Here is a 19,124-nt window from a genome sequence, read left to right on the forward strand (position 1 = left end):
TATGATCAGGCAATTAAGAATATGCCCTAGAAAAGAGACCTCAGCTTGTATACATTTCATTTGAAAAATAGGAGGTGGAAAAACGCGCTTTACTTTTTGCTTGCACAGAAAGAAAAGGTGTGTAATACTGTGTATGTAGATATAAACAGATGAACAATGAAAAAGGACTGTTGCATATGGCGAATGCCTTAAAACTGCTGCTAGTCGAGTTTCGGGAAATGGGTATGGGCCGTTGGATCGGGATTGTGGCTACCGCTTTGCTATGGGGCGTCTTGTACAGCATGCTTGTCGTTGATATTGGGCCACGGATTGAAAAGGGCGTTATCGCCCCAGGCTTAGGCGTCGTATTGTTCGTTATGTGGCTATTCTTCCCCGTTTTCTTTGTGCGCGGGGAAGCTTATCGGATACGGGATCCATACGGTAAAGTGGCCGTTCCTGATATTTATGTGCTTTTGAAAATGATGCCACTCAAAAATAGCGAAAAGGCGCTAAATCGGATGTTAAGCATGTCGGCTTTTATTTTAGTGGCCAATGCCTTTCTTAATGTATCGATTTTTGCTAGTGCTTTTCTAATCGGGCACTCGCCCTTTTGGGACGTAAAGGCGGCATTAGCTTGGGTGCTACTAACGTGGGTGAGCGGGCTTTTTTGGGTGGCATGTGAGCCTTATGCCCGCACATACCGCCATCGGGATTGGTTGGATTTTCTCGCCTGGCTAGCCCCTGTGGTTGCTGTATTATCATTGGTTGGTTGGCTCACTGGTTTATGGTTCTTCGGCATTGTTATTTATTTTTTATTCCAATCGCCGCTAGTAACGTTGGCTGTGCTGTTAGTGTTGCTTGTCATTCAGTTTTTCGTCACCTTCAAAGTGGTTACAGCAGCCTTTGAAAAGGTGGATTACTATGTCTGATCGGTTGCCGATTCAACTGGATGAGTCGAGCCGCACGCCCATTTATGATCAAATTGAAGCACAGCTGAAATCGTTGATTGTGAGCGGCCAACTTCCGGCTGGAACGGCATTGCCGTCGATTCGGAAGCTAGCCGCGTCACTGTCTTGCAGCGTCATTACGACGAGGCGGTCTTACCAAAACCTTGAGCAACAAGGCTACATTAAAACGATCCAAGGGAAAGGAACGTTTGTGAGCGAGATGAGCATGAAAGACCAGTCGGAGCAAAAACAAGAAGCGGTGCAAAAAGCGTTAGAGCAAGCTGCTGCAGTAGGAAGAAGCTATGGTTACAGCAAGGAAGAGCTGGCCAATTGGTTTGCTGCTGTTTTAGAAGGGGGGCAAGAACGATGATCGTATGCACAGAGATCGAAAAGCAGGTGGACGCTCGTTTTACAACTGGGCCCATTTCCTTGCAGGTTGAACCAGGAACCGTTACTGCTCTCGTAGGAAAAAATGGTTCAGGAAAAAGCACGATTTTGCGGATGCTTTCCGGCATGGTTCTTCCCGATGCAGGGACAATCGAACGGTTTGGCCAACAAGTAGAAGAAAAAGAATGGAAAAATCAGCTCGCCTTCATTCCACAAACTAGCAAATCGTTTGAAAAGTACACACTTTCCCATTTAGCCGCCATATACCGGATTGGCTTTCAAACTTGGAACGAACAGCGTTTTTTGCAGCTTGTAGAGCAGTACCGTTTGCCTCTCAATAAGCAAATAAGCCAATTTTCCGGGGGGATGCAAAGAGTCGCACTTGCCGTTTTAGCACTTTCAAGAAACTCTAAAGTGCTCATTATGGATGAACCTTTTGCAGGCGTCGATATTGAATCACAAGAATGGCTTCGTGCCGAATGGCTTCATTACTTGGAAGAAGATCCAGAAAGGGCGATTGTCTTTTCGAGTCATGTGCCTGATGAAATCAAAGATTTAGCCGATTTTATTATTTGCATGCAAGACGGCAAACAGACAGGTTGCTATGAGAAAGACACGTTGCTGAGCAGTTGGGCTCGCTTTTGGTCAGTTGCCGATTTAAATGTTGTGCGAAACATGGCAGGGGTTCAATCCGTAATACAGAGAGGCCCGCAAATCGAAATCATTTCAAGTGACAATGGGCAAACAGAAGCAGCGATGCATGCCATCGGTTTAGAAATCACTATGAAGCAGCCGCTTAAAATGGCAGAGATCTTGCGGTTGCTTATCCAAGAAAGGGAGATGGAAGATGACGCTTGAAATTAAGCAAGTGCGGAAACGGTTCAACCAACATGTTGCCGTAGACGGGATTTCCGTTAGCGTTGAAAAAGGCAATATGTTCGGGATGCTTGGCGCGAACGGAGCTGGAAAAACAACGACATTTCGAATGATTTTAGGATTGCTCGAACCGACGGAAGGTTCGATTACTTGGGAAAACAAGCAACTTTCTTATAAAAATACCCATTTGATTGGCTACTTGCCTGAAGAACGGGGGCTGTACCCAAAACTTACTGTTCGGGACCAGCTTACGTATTTAGGGAAGTTGAAAGGAATGAAAACGCAAGACATCCATAAAGAGGTCAAACAGTGGCTTAAACGGTTCCAAGTAGAAGAATATGAAACAAAGAAAGTGGAAGAACTGTCGAAAGGGAATCAACAAAAAATCCAATTTATTGCAGCAGTGCTCCATAAGCCAGAGCTGTTAATTTTAGACGAACCGTTTAGCGGCCTCGATCCAGTAAACTCAGACATGTTGAAAAACGCTGTCCGTTATTTGCAGGAACTTGGCACGACGATTGTGTTTTCAAGCCATCAAATGCGCAATGTCGAGGAAATGTGCGAAGACATTATCATGCTAAAGCGTGGGAAAGCGGTGCTGCAAGGCAAATTGACTGACATTAAACGCAGCTATGGCATAAAAAATGTCTCGATTCATGCTGATTATGATTTGTCATTTTTAGCTTCCGATCCCCATGTAACAAATTTGACGCCAATTAAAAATGGCGTTATCGCCCGGGTCGAAAATGAAGAAGCGGCAAAAGCTGTGTTTGCGCGCGTTGCCGAAAAAGGCTTTGTCCGCAAATTTGAAGTGGAAGAACCGAGCTTGCATGATATTTTCATTGACCAAGTGGGAGGCGGAGCGAATGAATAATTTTTGGACGATAGTCGGCCATACTGCAGGAAGCCGGCTAAAGGCAAAATCGTTTATCATTTCCACAGTGGTAATCATGGCGATTGTCATTATTGCCACAAACATTTCATCGATCATCTCTGCATTTTCAGGAGATGAGGAAAATGAAGTCCAGCAAGTCGCTATTATCGATGAAACCGAAAACGCAGGGGATGTGGCAACGATACTTGCAACCCCCCATGAGGAATCGTTGTATTCATTTTCAGTCGTAGAAGATGCATCTTTGAAAGCAACTCTTGATAGCGCCCGAAACGGCGACTATGATTATGTGCTTCACTTAAATGGCTCGCAAAGTGAACTAAACGCTACTCTCTATGGCGGGGGCGATGATTACGAAACAGTAGCTGCGATTGAGCAGGAAGTACAGCGTGTCAAAGAAGCGGTATTAACGAGTGCGCTAAATTTGAGCGAGTCTGACCTTGCCGCTATTTTTGAACCGATCATCTTTGCGCAGGAACCATTGGAAGAAGGGGCTGCGATAGAGACGGAAGAATCGCAAATGCAGGCCTCCTTTACTGTATTAGGCGTGACCTATGTGTTGTTTTTTATCATTGTTTCTTTTGGCGTCATGATTGCCACAGAGGTAGCAGTCGAAAAGTCCTCTCGAGTGATGGAACTGATTGTTTCCAGCGTGAATCCGGTCGTGCAAATGTTTGGCAAATTAGTCGGCATTGGTCTTGTCGGCATCGTCAATATGGTTGCAATTGGGGCAGCGTTAGTCATTGGCATGTTGATTGGCGGGAATGAGATTGGCGATCTTTTAAGCGGCGATTTCATTGACATGAGCTTGCTCGGTTACGCGTTTTTCTTAACGATTCTTGGCTATTTCTTGTTTGGTGGTATTGCGGCTACATTAGGCGCCCTTGTCAGCCGAACGGAAGACGTCAATTCATCGATACAGCCACTGACCTTTATCGCCATGGCTGGATTCTTTATCGTTTCATTTGGCTTAAGCACTCCAGATGCGCCATTTATTACGGTTGCCTCTTATATTCCATTTTTCACGCCGCAGCTTTTGACGATGCGGATTGGTATGGGCGTCATTGCTGGTTGGGAAATTGCGCTCTTGTTTGCACTTTTAATAGCAAGTGTGGTCGCCGTCAATATCTTGGCTGCCCGTGTGTATAAAGGCGGGGTTTTGATGTATGGCAAAGTGTCGATGAAAGAAGGCATCAAGCAGGCGTTGGCTTTGTCGAAAAAGGAAAAATAAGCGCGGCAAAGGTTTGTTCTGAAGATACGAGTATGGTAAGATGGAAATATTGTGAATCGAGGCAGAAAGGAGGCGGATGATGTGATTGACCTTTTAATGGAGTTGCCGATGTTGTGGGTCAGTGTAGCCCCTGTCATGGTCGTGGTCGCGATGGTTGCCTATGAAAACTTTAAGCTCCGTCGCATGCATATGCGGATGAAGCGGACAGTGCATGACACGGATAAGACGGGCTGCGTTGATATGACTCCAGTCCGCCCCTTGGCGCTGTGGGCGCGGCCAAAAATTCCTTATTTCCGCGACAAAGGCTGCCAAGACGATGATGGTCCTTACCCTTGTTGCATGCACCAACAGATAGCTGCATAGACAACAAAGGGAGGAAAAGAAAGAAATGAATAAAAAGAAAGTCATGCTTACACTTAGCGTCGTAATGGTTGCTTTCGTTTTAGCAGCCTGTAACACGAATGAACCGATCACAGCTGAATCAACTGGGTTTTGGAATTCATTTTTCGTCTACCCAATGTCATTTTTGATTACCTTTTTTTCTGATTTGACAGGTGGACACTTTGGTTGGGGCATCATTATTGTGACGATTTTAATCCGCTTGCTCATTTTGCCCCTTGCGCTAAAGTCACAAAAGAGCACACGGGCGATGCAGGCGCTTCGTCCCGAAATGCAAGAAATTCAGGAGAAGATGAAAAAAGCACAAGGCAATCCCGAAAAGCAACGGGAAGTACAAGCTGAGATGTTAAGTCTTTATCAAAAACACGGTGTGAATCCTGCCGCTGGATGTTTGCCTGCGCTTGTGCAAATTCCAATCGTAATGGCGCTTTATTTTGCGATTATGCGAACCGAAGAAATTGGCGTTGGCCCAGCTAGTGCGTTCCTATGGTTTAACTTAGGCAGCCCTGACTATATTTTGCCTGTCATTGCTGGCATTACGACGTTTATTCAGTTTAAAATGTCAATGAGCCAAATGCCAGCGAATCCATTGGGCGAAGGTATGCCGAACCCAATGAACATCATGCTTTATATTATGCCAGTTATGATCGTGATTGCTGGGATCAGCTTGCCATCTGCGCTTGCTCTTTATTGGGTAATCGGTAACTTGTTTATGATTGTGCAAACGTACTTTATTATTGTCCGTCCTAATATGACAAAGGAAGAAGTACAAAAAGACAAAGCTTAACCTGAATTAAACAGCCTTGACTCACGTCAAGGCTGTTTTTTTAAATGTGGAAATAAGCAGGAATCCGGTCTTTTTCAAGAATGTTGCCTACGTAAAAAGAGCCAAACTCGCCGTAACGGGCAGAGACTTCATCAAAACGCATTTCGTAAACAAGCTTCTTAAATTGCAGGACGTCGTCTGAAAAGAGCGTGACGCCCCATTCCCAATCGTCAAACCCGACAGAACCGGAAATGATTTGCTTCACGACGCCTGCGTAGCCGCGTCCGATCATGCCATGACTGCGCATTAGGTTTTTACGCTCTTCCATCGGCAACATATACCAATTGTCGTTGCCTTCGCGGCGCTTGTCCATTGGGTAGAAACATACATGCTTCCACCGCGGCAATTCTGGATATAAGCGTGAGCGCACATACGGGTTTTCATACGGATCTTCATCTGAATCACCGGCTAAATAATTACTCAATTCTACAACGGAAACGTATGAATATGTTGGGATCGTATAAGCAGCGAGCCCTGATTTGTTAAAGGCATTCTCGATCTCATTTAGTTCTTCCATTGTCGGGCGCAGCAGCATCATCATAATATCTGCTTTTTGACCGACAATCGAATAGAGAGCGTGGCTGCCTTTTCCGGCTTTTTCCGTCCCTTCCCATTTCGACACAAGTGCTTCAAATTCATTGAGCATTTGTTCCCGTTCTGAGGCAGAAACGGTTTTCCAGGAATTCCAGTCGATTTTGCGAAAATCATGTAGGACGTACCAGCCGTCCAATGTTTTTGCAGCTTCATTCATTGTAGATGGACCTCCAATATATTCATATTACTTCCACTATAACATAGATGGACGTTTTTTCATCATTCCTGCCCACTTGCTAATCAAAAACCATCGCTGGGTATTAAAGGAGAAATGTAAATCGTTGTGGCAGGATAAACGCCAGAAAGTAAATGAAGGACAATCTGCAGAAAATGCAAGCGATCCGCTGGTTAGTAGAACCAGCGGATCGTTCAGCTTGTCGTGTCTTCCATGTCTAGGGCTTTTCCGTTTGCTGGCACTTTTAAAAAGCGCTCAAGCGCTAATCGGTGTTCACGAGAGGCACCTGCTTCTCGCTGGGCCGTGACTTCCATTTCCAATAGTTCCGCTAAATGGTGGTCAAAACTTTCGCGGAAATTCTGTTTCATGAGTCGGTAAGCGGTAGGGGGCAATTGTTTACAGCGTTTAATGTAAGGTGCGGCTTCGCCAATGCTATGGATAAGGCCCATTGCTTTTGCTTCCTCGGCGTCGAACATTCCTTTAATCGCTAGTTCCAAGCTTTTCGGGTAGCCAATCAAACGCGGCAAAAAGTAGGATGCTCCGGCATCAGGCACAAGCCCTATCTCTAAAAAGCCTAATGCAAATCGTGCCTCTTTGCGGGCGATACGGAAATCACAAGCAAGGGCAATGCTCAAACCAGCACCTACGGCAGTGCCATTTATATCAGCGATAAGTGGCTTGCCAATTTGTACCATTAATGCAATGAGGCGATTATAGGTTTCGCGCAGCGCCTTTCCATAATTGAAATGCTCTTGTTCGGCTAAATCAATTGACTTTAAATCAGCGCCTGAACAAAAAGCATCACCGCTGCCTGTTAGGACAATAACGGTCACATCTTCCCGTTCATTTGCCTCTGAAAGTATGTTGTACAACTGTTCATGGCAGGCGTCATTTAAAGCATTTTTGACTTCTGGCCGGTTGATCGTGATCGTGGCAACTTTGTCTTCGACTTGGAGTGTTATGAGTGGTTGATCCATTGTCATTGCATCCTCCTTTATCCTTTTAGTATTCGACTTTTAGGCTGAAAACCCTTTCCTTATATGGAAGCGTAATCTAAATGAGGATTTTTAAAATTGACGCTTCAGCAAAGGAGGTTTCCTTTTTAAATAAAGAGGGGTATCCTAAATATAGAAGAGAAATGATGACTTTTAAGGAGGTTAAATCGTGGGCGATTTATTTGCTGATATTAAGCGGCAAGTCGAGTCTCATAAGCCAAGTATCGTCTTACCTGAAGGAACAGACGAACGGGTATTGCAAGCAGCAGCCAAACTCGCTGCTGATAATGTTGTAAAACCGATTGTCGTTGGAGATAACGATGCGATTTTAGCACTTGCTGATAAATTAAAGATTACACTAGATGGAATGACGATTTACAATCCAGAGACATATCCTGGAATAGATGAAATGGTTGACGCCTTCGTTGCCCGACGCAAAGGCAAAGAAACAGAGGAGTCTGCCCGTAAGCTGCTACAAGATGTGAACTATTTTGGGACAATGCTTGTCTACATGGAAAAAGCCGACGGCCTTGTTAGCGGCGCTGCCCATTCTACTGGAGATACAGTTCGCCCAGCCTTACAGATTATTAAAACACAACCTGGGATTAAGCGCACGTCTGGCGTTTTTGTTATGGTCAAAGAAGACAAAAAATTTGTCTTTGGTGATTGCGCGATCAACATAGCGCCAAATGAAGAAGAATTGGCGGAAATTGCCACTGCTACAGCGGATACAGCAAAGCTATTTGGTATAGAACCAAAAGTCGCGATGCTTAGTTTTTCAACGCTTGGTTCTGCTTCATCGCAAGAAACGAAAAAAGTGTCTGCTGCTACAAAAATTGCGCAAGAAAGCCGGCCGGATCTTATCATTGACGGTGAATTTCAGTTTGACGCTGCTTTTGTTCCGGCAGTTGCTCAAAAAAAAGCGCCTGATTCACCTTTAAAAGGAGAAGCCAACGTATTTATTTTTCCAAGCCTTGAATCAGGAAACCTTGGCTACAAAATTGCGCAACGTCTTGGTGGGTATGATGCGATTGGGCCAATTTTGCAAGGGTTGAACAAGCCAGTTAACGATCTGTCCCGTGGTTGTAATGTTGACGATGTATACAAATTATGCTTAATAACGGGAATGCAAGCTATCACACAGAAAACAGGACAGGGAGTTTAAACGCTGCTTGGCCATTTTGATGCAAAAAAAGCTTTGGAGTAAACGATCCAAGGCCTTTTTTCTTCTTTTTTAGCGCAAACAACGGTTGTGGCGGTCAATGACCCGTTCCAGCTGTGTTTCGTACAGCAGCTCTTCTTCAGGTGAAAGAACCGCTGTCTCTAATTGCCCGCCGCTTTCCAGAATGGCTGTTTTTGCCCGTTCAATAATGGTTTCAATCGTATATGGTTGGTTCGTCAGTTCACATAAAGACGCCATCACTTCAGGGTTAATGTCAGGATAGGAAAACGCTGGTTCACTCGTTTGGACAGCTTTATTGTAAACAGAGCGGATAAACGCGGCTCTATCGCTGCCGCTTCCGCGTACACAAAGGTATATTTGTACAGCAATGCCGCCTCGAATCCTTCGCTGGGAAATGCCTGCAAATTTTTTTCCATTAATGCTCAAATCGTAACTTCCGGGGCAGTAAGATCCGGCAATTTCTCCTGCTTCAATTTGTTCGCCTTTAAAAATCGATTTAACAAGCGTTACCATTCGTTCGTAGCCTTCGTCAATTGAAAAGGTTGCTTCCCCTGGAAACACAAGCGATAGGTTTAAAATACCTGCATCTAAACAAACAGCTAATCCGCCAGAGTTGCGAACGACGGCACGATAGCCTTTATGCTCAATAAATTCAACGGCTTCACCAATAAAGGGGAGGCGTGTGTCTTGTGTACCGAGCACAATCGTGTTTTCGTGAACCCAAAAACGGATAAACGATTGCCCTGTTTTTCCTGCAAGCGTGCAAAGTGTATCATCATAAGCAAATGAACGAAGCGCGCTTTCTTTTAAGTATGTTTTGCTATTGTCCACTACTTTCCAATGGGTAGGACGTAGTGGCTGGTCTCCAGTTGCCATTTTTCGAAATCCCTCCAACATCTACTATCTATTATACCAGATTTCAGTTTCACTAAGAAAAGGAAGTTGCGTAATGTGCCGGAAGAAGGTATACTGAAAAAAGTTTTTCACTCTAGCGTGAAACGCTTTTCAACGGCTGTATTATGGCTATGTTCTGAAAAATCATAACCAAAAAACTATATTAGAGCAACTTTTCTGTTCTCTTCTTGAAAGGCGATACAGACGGTCGAATCCGACTAGTTTTAATGATAGTGTTATTTTTCGTTCATGCTAGGGTATCGTAAAGATGATAGTTGATGTGTTTGGGGGGTATTCCATGAATAATTTAACAAAAAAGATTTTAATTGCCCTTGGAATCGGCGGAGTTGTTGGGTTGTTTTTGCCTGCGATCCATCAGGGCGCGTTCGATTGGCTAAACCAATATGTGTTTGATCCCGTTGGCAGCGTCTTTTTGAATATGATTATGATGGTCGTTGTGCCCCTTGTGTTTTTCTCGCTTGTTGTTGGGGTTTCCGACTTAGGCGACCCAAAGCAACTTGGCCGCATGGGGATTAAAACGATTGTTTTCTTTATGGCGACTTCTGCTATTTCCCTATCAATCGCTCTTTTTGCTGCTTCCGTTATCCAGCCAGGTAATCCTGAATTACTAGGGGAGGGCATAGCTGAAGAGTACGAGGTGTCTGAGTCAGTACCGATCATGGACACACTTGTTAACATCATTCCGAGCAATCCGGTAGCGTCCATGTCGGAAATGAACATGCTGCAAATTATTACTTTTGCGATTTTTGTAGGCATGGCAATGGCTGTGCTTGGAACCAAAGTCAGCACCGTGAAGTCGTTTTTCAAGCAAGCAAACGACATTATGATGCAAATTGTCACGTTTGTGATGAAATTTGCTCCGTACGGGGCTTTTGCGTTAATTGCTTCTGCACTCGGTGAAGCTGGTTGGGCTGCTGTTGGGTCGTTGACCTCTTATATGCTGACCGTTGTCGGCGTGCTATTTTTCCACTTGTTTGTCGTCTATGGGCTGCTCGTTTATTTCTTAGGAAAGACGAACCCGTTGACATTCTTTAAAGGCTTTATGCCAGCAATGACAATGGGGTTCAGTTTGTCCAGTTCAAATGGCGTTTTGCCACTGTCAATGAAATTGGCGCAAGAAAATCTAGGCGTCTCCAAACAAGTGTCAGGCTTTGTACAGCCTCTTGGCGCCACCATCAACATGGATGGAACGGGGATTATGCAGGCAGTTGCAACTGTTTTTATTGCCCAAGTGTATGTAGTTGACCTGTCGCTTACTGACATGGTGATTATCGTTCTGACAGCGACGCTAGCAAGCATTGGCACAGCAGGGGTCCCTGGCGTTGGCATGATTATGCTAGCGATGGTGCTGACAACAATTGGCTTGCCTACTGACGGCATTGCACTGATCATTGGTGTCGACCGGATTCTTGACATGCTGCGAACTTCCGTCAACATTACCGGTGATGCTGTGCTTGCAGTCATTGTCGACCGTGGCGAAAAGAAACGCGGTGCCGTTGATAAGAATGTGACAGAAGCCTCTTAAAACGCTTGCCAGCAGAGGCATGATGTCGAGTGAAGATGGGAATAGAACGAGTGTTCAATTAGCATAGGAATGAGACAAACCACGAACGATCGAGCGTTTATCTCTAGGCTGAAAGAGCCCAGCAAAAGAGCCAGCGGATGAGCTGGCTCTTTGTTTTTAAGAATACGCGATTTATAATAAGGACAAGTATAATCAATAGAAAGGGGGAGCAAGAATGTTCACTACCCTTCATGAGGAAAAAGTCTTTAAAGATCCGGTCCATCGTTATATCCATGTACGTGACGGGTTGATTTGGGAGTTGATTGGCACAAAAGAGTTTCAGCGGTTGCGTCGAATCAGGCAACTTGGGACGACGTCATTTACCTTTCATGGCGCGGAACATTCACGTTTCAACCACTCGCTTGGAGTGTATGAAATTACGCGGCGCATGACGGAGATTTTTTCCGGCAAGGCCGATTGGAATGAAGATGATAGGCTTCTTGCCTTGGCGGTCGCGCTCCTGCATGATATTGGCCATGGGCCTTTTTCCCATTCGTTTGAGAAAGTGTTTCACACCGACCATGAGGAGTGGACTAGGCGAATCATATTAGGCGATACAGAAGTCAATCGAGTTTTACGGAAAATGGACCGTTGTTTTCCTCAAGCTGTAGCAGACGTAATTGAAAAAACATCAACCAATAAATTAGTATCTAGCATGATCTCAAGCCAAATTGATGCCGATCGGATGGATTATTTGTTGCGAGATGCTTATTACACAGGAGTTAGCTACGGCCAGTTTGACTTGGAGCGAATTTTGCGTGTAATGCGGCCAATCAATGACGAAGTCGTGATTAAAGCAAGTGGCATGCATGCTGTAGAAGATTATATCATGTGCCGATACCAAATGTATTGGCAAGTGTATTTCCATCCAGTGACGCGAAGCTCAGAAGTCATTCTCAGCAAAATTTTAATGCGCGTCAAAGACTTGCAGGAAAGAGGCTATGCCTTTAAGCAAAAGCCGCTTCACTTTTTATCTTTGTTTGCTGGTGATATAACGCTAGAGGATTATTTGCGCCTTGATGAATCAATTGTCCACTATTATTTTCAAAGTTGGCAGGAAGAAGATGACGCCATCTTGAAAGATTTGTGCAATCGTTTTTTAAATCGTCGATTATTCCAGTATGTAGAGTTTCATCCGAATGAGCGAATGAAAGACTGGCCGAAACTTGAGGCTTTGTTTGCCAAAGCTGGGGTAGATCCAAGTTATTATCTTGTTATGGACTCTTCTTCTGATTTGCCATACGATGTGTATCGTCCAGGAGAGGACGAGCGGTTGCCCATTCATTTATTAATGCCAGATGGTTCACTAAAAGAGTTATCGACCCATTCAGATGTCGTCGAAGCGATATCCGGAAAAAAACGAACCGACCACAAACTTTACTACCCAGCGAACGTATTAACGGATACACGTGTTGATAAGGAAATCCGAGCCAGCATTCAAGCATTACTTGCGACTACATAAAGGAGGAAGACTGCCATGCTGCATGACCATTTAAATGTTCTGAGGCTGTTTGCGATGTCAGGTGAAATTGTTGGCAGAAAAAAATTGCAAAAGATGGTCTATATCGCAAAACAGATGGGGTATCCTTTTAATGAGCGTTACCACTTTCACCGGTATGGCCCCTATTCGGCCGAGCTGACAGTGCGATTAGAAGAGTTGTGTAACCTTGGTTTCTTAATTGAAAGCGAAGAAGACAAAGGTCATTATTCACAATATCGTTATACGCTTTCGCCCCAAGGGCAAGCGTTTTTGGAAATGTACCATCCCCCTGTTGCTGGCTATAAGGACTTGTGCCAATCGTTGAACAGCCAATCTGCCCGTTTCTTAGAATTGTTGTCTACCATCCTTTATTTTAGCGATTTAGAAGAAGGGGCAAGGCGTGAGAAAATCCGTCAGCTCAAAAAAAAGCAAAATTATAGCGATGATGATTTTGATGAAGCCCATACATACTTGCAAAAACTGGCCCAAGTTGTAACCAGTCCTTAAATAGAATCGCTCATAGATTTTACATGTTGTTTGACAAGGATTTTGTAGATATGGCGGCGGTTTAGCGCTACACTAGAAAAGTGAAAGGAATTCAAGGAAAGAAGGGTGGAACCACTCGTGCTCAGCTTTGTACTCATGCTCCTTTTATTTGCGGCTGGGATTCCGTTGCTTCTCATTTTGATACTCCATTATCCATTGATCGGCGCTTGTGTAATCGCCTTTATTTCCATAAATTGGTTCATTGCCGCACGCCTCCACCGTAAACATGAGCGGATGCAGCATGCAGGTCATGACAAAAACGGACTGTAATCCGATGATACAGCCCGTCGGCCATGCGTTTTGATGCATGGCTTTTTCTTGTTTTTTATAGGAAACACTGATTTTTTAGCAAAATCAAGGCCCTTTCCCGATCGTTTTTGGTCGAGCTATCCTGTACTTGCTTCACAAAGATTCTTACAAGGTGAGTGCAAAAATGCGAGTAGCACCATTGTTAATAGTCCATTTGTATCGCTCGGTGAGCATTGGTAATGTCGTTTTCCAGCAATTGGCCAAGGTTGTAAGACGGGTAATAACTGCGCTCGTTCATATAAGAATAAACGCTGGCATGCCACTGTATCGCCCCTTGCAGTTGCTTACTTAGCACATTCCGCAACACAGGTGTGGCTGTTTCGGTAATGGCGATCGCATAATTACGGACAGCCGTTTTGGCTGCGCCTAATAAGTCGCCTGCCCAAAAACCTGAATCAGGATGGGGCGCTGCAGCATTTTCATGTCTCGGTGCATACGAAAAAAACGGCAGCAACTCTTTAAGGTTCTTTTCAAGCAGCTGAATCGATTCAAGATAAAGGTTTTGTAAGACCGGGTCCGACACTTTCGGCAGCGATAGTTTGCATCTCATTAAAACAATTGATTGAAAAGCTGTTAATTCATGAAGCTCAAGTGTTTCGTGCCAGGCCAGATGTTGGTTGGGTGTGTGTGAGGACTGGCTGTTTGTTCCATACGGCTCGTGGTTTTGATAAGACATGAACATCCTCCTTTACAGTTATTAACACTGTATTCCAAAAAAGGAAATTGGTCTCTTGTCCCGTATCAATTTTTCGATTGAAGCAAACGACATATCCCTTGCAGATTGTCTAAACGTTGGAAATGGTGTGGGAGGGTGGGGCGAGGGTTCCGAGAAAGCTTGAATGAGCGTAGGTCAAAACGCTTTATAGCGGGCTTTATTTCAGCATAGGAAATTTGTGAGACGTTAGTGACGTCTTCAATTAGAGACGGACCGTCGTTAAGGACGGTCCGCCTCAGAATGTAGGAAAAGGCGCCCATTCTTATTGTTCGTTTTGATCGCTTGGCCGTTTTCCAGCGACTCCGTAGTCGTTTGGTTTCATTTCGCTAATGATGATGGAGACGCGTTCTTTTGGTGCGCCTGTTGTTTCACTGACAGCGTCTGTTACTTTTTCAACTAATGCGCGTTTTTGCTCATCTGTACGGCCTTCAAGCAGTTGAACGGTTACAATTGGCATAAATAAGCCCCTTTCTTTTGGAGAATACATTCAGTATACCAAAAGAAAGGGGTTGCTTGGATCATTTAGGAAAAAGCGCGAGCGTTTCATAAACGTTTGTGTCGATTAGATCAGCGACAAGCACATAACGTTCTGGAGCAGCGCCAATAAAATCGAATGGATAACAAGTGATCACCGTCAGCTGTGCCTCTTCCGTCGGAACAATGACGGTGCGGTCATCTTCATCGACGATCCGTACCGTATGGACTTTATACGTATAGACGCCACTTCGTGTTTCGACGATGAGCTCATCCCCTTCGCTAACTTCTCCTAGTTTGCGGAACACGGTATCACGGTGTCCAGATAAAACGGAGTTGTCTTTTTCTCCAGGAAGAACGCTGTCGGCAAAGTGGCCGACGCCTTTATCCAATTCATCTTCATTTGTCCCGTGAATAATCGGAAGGGTGGCGTCAATTTTTGGGATCGTTAATGTCCCCATCTCTTCGCCTATTTCCGGCTGCCAGCTGGCAACGTCCTGGCGATCGTTCTCGTAGGCTGGTATAGCTTCTGGTGCCTCCTCAACGGATGCTACTGTTTCCGTGTCGCCATGTGCTCCGATTTTATAGAGAAAGTAACCGTACGCCAGCTTAAAGCCTGTCGTTGTTGTCAACCAAAGCCCGAAAGCAATAAAGGCGGCTGCAACGAAAAGCAAAGCGCTCCTTTTGAAACGGCTCTGCTTTCCTTTTGATTTACGAAGAGCCACTTTTAAGCGACCTTCTTCTCACGAAGGAGGCGGCGGAAAATCAGGGCGCCAGCAAGGGACATCCCGATGCCAATGAGCATATAAAGAGGATAGTTCGTTGCTGTTTTTGGCATTTTTGCACCGTTTGCCGTTTTTGTTACTTTGCCATTCTCGTCCCGTTCTGCCTTTTTGCCAGCGTCATTATTATGATTGGTGTCAGTGCTTGCTTTAGCTGGAATAGGGGCTTCATCCTTGTCAGGAAGCGCAGATTCTAGTGATGGTTTTTTCGGCTGATCTTTTAGGTCTTTATCAATTTGATTGACGCCGTCAACGATTTTTTTGACAAAATGAGAATTGAACATTTCGGCTGTTATATAAAAATCAGCTAAGAAATATCCATCGGCATCGTATAGCTCGACCAATAAGTCGTACCCTTTAATCGCATTGCCGCTCATTAGCTCTTTATAGCTAATTGGCTTTGGGTCTTCGCCGACGCGGTCAAGGTAATACTTTGGATGAAGGTCAAGGACAGTTATCGCTTTTTCGCCAATAGCGAACAGTTCAGCGACATCGGCAGCCGACAGCTCGCGGATCGATTCAAAGCCATCAAATGCGTATGCACGTTGTTTCAAGTCATCGAGTTCAGCGGATAAGTTCGGATTGTTTTCCTGAATATACCAAAAATGCTCGTAAAGCGCCCACTCTTCTTCGTCACTTAAAGAAAACTCTGACAAAAATCCTGAGAAATCAGGGTAATATGGTGCGTTGTCCCACTCTTCTTCTAGTGTGATAATGACATGGACAACCATGTAAAACGTGTTGTAAAACAATAAGTCGCTTGGAGGCAGGCCGAGCCATTCTTCAAGAAGCTCGTCCAACTCTTGGCGAGTTAGGTCAAATTCAGCTGCGATTTCATTTATGCCTTCATCTGTTAGCCGTGGGCCTAGAAATTCAGCGAGCTCACTCACATCGTTGAAATCATAAAAAGTCGTGCCATCCCACCAATACATCAAGTGCTCGGCTAAGTCTTTTTCGCTTACGCCAACATCTTCTAAATAAGCCGTAAACTCCTCATTGTCAAACCCATGGGCAAGACTTGCCGCCGGAGCGGAAAAAAGAAAGAGTAGAGTGAAAATTGCTGTGAATAACGACTTCTTCATTTTGATCCTCCTATATTCAATTGTCATTTTTATTCGTGCATATGAATTATATAAACAGGATGGCTGAATTGTCACGATTTATTTTCATATTTTATAAAAATTTTATAATAGAGGCGGCTTTTGCCAAGAAACGACGAAATCCGCTTGCCTGTGCCTACAATGGCGAACTCTTTCTCAAAGGCACAGAGGATGAATGGGCGTGGCGTTTTATGATACACTAGTGTTTAGCTAAAATTCAATTTGGGAGGGCCGATAAAACGTGGATTTGCTCAATAATGATAACTTAAAGAAAGCGAAGAAAAAGTCTTCCAGTTTTACGATATTAAGCAATGATTCAACTGACGGACACGGTGGCTATGGCGCTGGGGTCATCAATCTCGACAATGTGACGCCGCTATTTATTGATATTGAAGAGAAAGAAGCGTTTGTGGATATGGGTGCCCTCCATGCCCGCTCGGCGGTCGAAAAGCGTGTGAAATTTATCGCTGACGAAGAGGCGGTGCCGAAAGAAGGGCTCAAACGGTACTGGCTTGTGTGGGTCACAATCGACACAAAGGATAAAAAGCCATACTATAGTGGAGTCGCAGCCTGTTACATGACTGTCAACAAGCAGGCGAAACGGGGATACAAGAGCATGCCGGAACATGTGAACCATATGGATAAATCGTTAAAAGGCAAAATGGTCGTTAGCCAAATGGATGATTCGTCACGCCAAGTGCTAAAGGCGTTTTTGAAGAACCATAACGAAGAAATGTGGAACCATTCTTCGCAGGAACTTCATGATGCCCTTGAAGCAAGCGAAAATGTGAACAACTAATGAACAAGTTGCCAAAAATCTTGTACTCTTTTTTCGCTTCGGCTACGCTAGAGACATGGATGAACATCCTGACGATAAGTACTAGGACAAAAAAGCAGCGGAAGGATCTCCTTCCGCTGCTTTTTTATAGCTGTTTTAGTTCCTCGACGAGTGCAGAGAAGCGTGCCATTGCGGTTTGCACTGGCTCAGGTGTCGTCAAGTCGACACCTGCTTTTTTCAATAGTTCGAGTGGATCGTCGGAGCTGCCGCTTTGTAAAAAGGTCATATAAGAGTCGAGTGCGCCTTCCTTACCATCCAAAATGGCTGTGGCGATTTTGATCGCTGAAGCAAAGCCAGTCGCATACTGGTAAACGTAAAAAGCCCTATAAAAATGGGGGATGCGCGACCAGCCGTATTTGACTTCGTCATCAAAAACAATGTCCGGGCCATTATACGTACGGAACAACTGTTCATAAAGCTCATTTAAGCTCTCTGCATTTAGTGGTTCACCTGCTTCAGCTCGTTCGTGCGTTTGCTTTTCAAAATCGGCAAACATGACTTGTGTAAAAAAGGTACCGCGGAATTGCTCAATAAAATGGTTCAGTAAATAGGCGCGCATCTTCTTGTCGCTAGTTTCTTTCAGCAAATAGTTAATCAGCAACACTTCGTTAACAGTGGAGGCGACTTCAGCGACAAAAATTCGGTAATTGGCCGTAATTTGTGGTTGGTATTTGCTGGAATAGTAGCTATGCATTGCATGGCCCATTTCATGGACGAGTGTAAACAAGCTGTTTAAGTCATCGTGGTGGTTGAGCAATACGAAAGGATGAACCCCGTAGACGCCCATATTGTATGCCCCAGACCGTTTTCCTGGCGTTTCACGCACGTCAATGTAACGCTTTTCCTTAAACTCTTTTAATTTAGCGATATAATCGTCACCAAGAGGATTAAGCGCTTTCAGCATCGTTTCATACGCTTCTTCATATGAAATTTCCGCTTTTACACCAGGAACAATGGGCGCGTTTAAATCATATTGACGCAATTCATCGAGGCCTAGCTTTTGTTTGCGGAGGCGCGCATATTCATGGAGCGGTTCAATATTCGCTTTAGCCGCATCAATCAATTGGTCATAGACGCTTTGCTCAATGTTGTCGGCAAATAGGGCTTTATGGAGAGCCGATTCGTATTGACGGACTTTCGCCAATGTGACATTTGTTTTGATTTCCGCTGACAGCGTCGTTGCAATGGTATTATTTAATTCCACGTAAGGCTTGTAGTAAGCTTTGTATGCTTCTTTCCGCTTGTTTCGGTCTTCGTCTTCAATTAGCTTAGAATACATGCCCCTTGTCAGTTGCACTTGTTGGCCATTGTCGTCTGTCACCATGCCAAACTGAATATCGGCATTGTTCAGCATATTGTATGTGTCACCAGGGGCTTGAAACGTTGCACCTAATTGCGATAAAAGCTCTTCTTTTTCTTTAGTTAGTACATGTTTTTTAAAACGGAATGACTTCCACAATTCGTCCTCGAAATAGCCAAGTTTCTTTTCCGCAGAAATGTAAGCACGGAGCGTCTCTTCGCTTAAGCTTAAAAGAAACGGCATGAAGAAGGATGTGGATTCACTCACTTTTACGCTTAGTTGTGTCGCTTTGGCACTTAATTTTTGGGCATGGGCGTCCCGTGTATCAATATCGGATAAAAACATCGTGTAGGCGAAAACTTTTCGCAACGTGAAGGAGAGCTTCTCTTGTGTTTCTAGGAAATCAAGCAAGCTTTTTGCGTCTTCGATTGCGCCATCAAATTGGTTTAATGTGTCCGCTAGCTGATAGCACTCGTCTACATCTGCCTGCCACGCTTGTTCGTCAGCATAAAGGTCGGTTAAGTCCCATTTTTCATGTTCAGGTACATCTTTACGGGATTTGTATGTACTCAAAATAATCACTCCTTGCATGTTTTTTCGTTCTAGTGTAGCACTTA

Annotated in this window: 21 protein-coding genes; 13 read left to right on the forward strand and 8 right to left on the reverse strand. The window is 44.5% G+C overall.

Going from position 1 to position 19,124, the window contains the following annotated elements; genetic code table 11:
- The first annotated feature begins 176 nt into the window (after positions 1–176).
- The 7 genes from N6H06_RS01115 to yidC all read left to right on the forward strand — a co-directional run bounded on the left by N6H06_RS01115 (position 177) and on the right by yidC (position 5,498).
- The gene (locus tag N6H06_RS01115) at positions 177–908 is read left to right on the forward strand and encodes a hypothetical protein (protein ID WP_153020482.1); all 732 of its coding nucleotides are present in this window, start codon (positions 177–179) and stop codon (positions 906–908) included.
- The gene (locus N6H06_RS01120) at positions 901–1,296 is read left to right on the forward strand and encodes a GntR family transcriptional regulator (RefSeq protein WP_062744936.1); all 396 of its coding nucleotides are present in this window, start codon (positions 901–903) and stop codon (positions 1,294–1,296) included. The genes N6H06_RS01115 and N6H06_RS01120 overlap by 8 nt, the downstream gene beginning before the upstream one ends.
- A complete protein-coding gene (locus tag N6H06_RS01125) occupies positions 1,293–2,171 on the forward strand; it encodes an ATP-binding cassette domain-containing protein (RefSeq protein ID WP_263705446.1) in 879 nt (292 codons plus the stop codon). The genes N6H06_RS01120 and N6H06_RS01125 overlap by 4 nt, the downstream gene beginning before the upstream one ends.
- On the forward strand, positions 2,161–3,063 hold the full coding sequence (locus tag N6H06_RS01130) for an ABC transporter ATP-binding protein (protein ID WP_062744939.1): 903 nt from the start codon (positions 2,161–2,163) through the stop codon (positions 3,061–3,063). The genes N6H06_RS01125 and N6H06_RS01130 overlap by 11 nt, the downstream gene beginning before the upstream one ends.
- Positions 3,056–4,312, forward strand: coding sequence for an ABC transporter permease (locus tag N6H06_RS01135; RefSeq protein WP_062744941.1), 1,257 nt, complete (start codon positions 3,056–3,058; stop codon positions 4,310–4,312). The genes N6H06_RS01130 and N6H06_RS01135 overlap by 8 nt, the downstream gene beginning before the upstream one ends.
- 81 nt (positions 4,313–4,393) lie before the next feature.
- A complete protein-coding gene (locus N6H06_RS01140; RefSeq protein ID WP_212954586.1) occupies positions 4,394–4,675 on the forward strand; it encodes a hypothetical protein in 282 nt (93 codons plus the stop codon).
- Between the two features lie 25 nt (positions 4,676–4,700).
- Positions 4,701–5,498 (forward strand): membrane protein insertase YidC, encoded by a 798-nt coding sequence (yidC, locus tag N6H06_RS01145; RefSeq protein WP_062744945.1) that lies wholly within the window; start codon positions 4,701–4,703, stop codon positions 5,496–5,498.
- 40 nt (positions 5,499–5,538) lie between these two features.
- Here yidC and hemQ read toward each other — a convergent pair whose 3' ends face one another.
- Together hemQ and N6H06_RS01155 are read right to left on the reverse strand one after the other, a co-directional pair.
- The gene (hemQ, locus tag N6H06_RS01150; RefSeq protein WP_062744947.1) at positions 5,539–6,288 is read right to left on the reverse strand and encodes a hydrogen peroxide-dependent heme synthase; all 750 of its coding nucleotides are present in this window, start codon (positions 6,286–6,288) and stop codon (positions 5,539–5,541) included.
- Between the two features lie 212 nt (positions 6,289–6,500).
- Positions 6,501–7,289 (reverse strand): enoyl-CoA hydratase/isomerase family protein, encoded by a 789-nt coding sequence (locus tag N6H06_RS01155; RefSeq protein ID WP_238583276.1) that lies wholly within the window; start codon positions 7,287–7,289, stop codon positions 6,501–6,503.
- Positions 7,290–7,470: 181 nt separating this feature from the next.
- On the opposite strand from N6H06_RS01155, the gene pta reads away from it, so the two are divergent.
- Positions 7,471–8,466: a phosphate acetyltransferase gene (gene pta, locus N6H06_RS01160; protein WP_062744948.1), complete on the forward strand. Its 996-nt coding sequence runs from the start codon at positions 7,471–7,473 to the stop codon at positions 8,464–8,466.
- 69 nt (positions 8,467–8,535) lie between these two features.
- Here pta and N6H06_RS01165 read toward each other — a convergent pair whose 3' ends face one another.
- Positions 8,536–9,360 (reverse strand): lipoate--protein ligase family protein, encoded by an 825-nt coding sequence (locus N6H06_RS01165; RefSeq protein ID WP_263705447.1) that lies wholly within the window; start codon positions 9,358–9,360, stop codon positions 8,536–8,538.
- Positions 9,361–9,676: 316 nt separating this feature from the next.
- Here N6H06_RS01165 and N6H06_RS01170 point away from each other — a divergent pair, with 316 nt between their 5' ends.
- From N6H06_RS01170 to N6H06_RS01185, 4 genes are all read left to right on the forward strand, one after another.
- On the forward strand, positions 9,677–10,924 hold the full coding sequence (locus N6H06_RS01170; protein WP_263705448.1) for a dicarboxylate/amino acid:cation symporter: 1,248 nt from the start codon (positions 9,677–9,679) through the stop codon (positions 10,922–10,924).
- A gap of 214 nt (positions 10,925–11,138) precedes the next feature.
- Complete coding sequence (locus tag N6H06_RS01175; RefSeq protein WP_062744953.1) at positions 11,139–12,425, forward strand: HD domain-containing protein; 1,287 nt, start codon at positions 11,139–11,141, stop codon at positions 12,423–12,425.
- Positions 12,426–12,440: 15 nt separating this feature from the next.
- Positions 12,441–12,950 (forward strand): YwgA family protein, encoded by a 510-nt coding sequence (locus N6H06_RS01180; RefSeq protein WP_062744955.1) that lies wholly within the window; start codon positions 12,441–12,443, stop codon positions 12,948–12,950.
- Positions 12,951–13,067: 117 nt separating this feature from the next.
- A complete protein-coding gene (locus N6H06_RS01185) occupies positions 13,068–13,259 on the forward strand; it encodes a hypothetical protein (RefSeq protein WP_095253161.1) in 192 nt (63 codons plus the stop codon).
- Between the two features lie 181 nt (positions 13,260–13,440).
- Here the strand turns inward: N6H06_RS01185 and N6H06_RS01190 are convergent, their stop codons facing one another.
- The 4 genes from N6H06_RS01190 to N6H06_RS01205 all read right to left on the reverse strand — a co-directional run bounded on the left by N6H06_RS01190 (position 13,441) and on the right by N6H06_RS01205 (position 16,351).
- Entirely contained in the window at positions 13,441–13,974 is a 534-nt protein-coding gene (locus N6H06_RS01190; protein WP_062744958.1) for a spore coat protein, read from the reverse strand.
- 301 nt (positions 13,975–14,275) lie between these two features.
- Positions 14,276–14,500: a 2-hydroxymuconate tautomerase gene (locus N6H06_RS01195; protein ID WP_082808161.1), complete on the reverse strand. Its 225-nt coding sequence runs from the start codon at positions 14,498–14,500 to the stop codon at positions 14,276–14,278.
- 31 nt (positions 14,501–14,531) lie between these two features.
- On the reverse strand, positions 14,532–15,212 hold the full coding sequence (locus N6H06_RS01200) for a class D sortase (protein ID WP_263705449.1): 681 nt from the start codon (positions 15,210–15,212) through the stop codon (positions 14,532–14,534).
- Positions 15,213–15,214: 2 nt separating this feature from the next.
- Positions 15,215–16,351 carry a processed acidic surface protein gene (locus N6H06_RS01205; RefSeq protein ID WP_212954583.1) on the reverse strand — a complete coding sequence of 379 codons (1,137 nt, stop codon included), beginning with the start codon at positions 16,349–16,351 and terminating at the stop codon, positions 15,215–15,217.
- 259 nt (positions 16,352–16,610) lie between these two features.
- Here N6H06_RS01205 and N6H06_RS01210 point away from each other — a divergent pair, with 259 nt between their 5' ends.
- Positions 16,611–17,168 (forward strand): YwhD family protein, encoded by a 558-nt coding sequence (locus tag N6H06_RS01210; protein ID WP_062744963.1) that lies wholly within the window; start codon positions 16,611–16,613, stop codon positions 17,166–17,168.
- Positions 17,169–17,292: 124 nt separating this feature from the next.
- On the opposite strand, the gene pepF is transcribed toward N6H06_RS01210, so the two are convergent.
- Positions 17,293–19,080, reverse strand: coding sequence for an oligoendopeptidase F (pepF, locus tag N6H06_RS01215; RefSeq protein ID WP_212954582.1), 1,788 nt, complete (start codon positions 19,078–19,080; stop codon positions 17,293–17,295).
- Positions 19,081–19,124 lie beyond the last annotated feature (44 nt).

Source organism: Shouchella tritolerans, assembly GCF_025770735.1.
In the GTDB taxonomy this organism is placed as follows: Bacteria; Bacillota; Bacilli; order Bacillales; family Bacillaceae_D; genus Shouchella; species Shouchella tritolerans.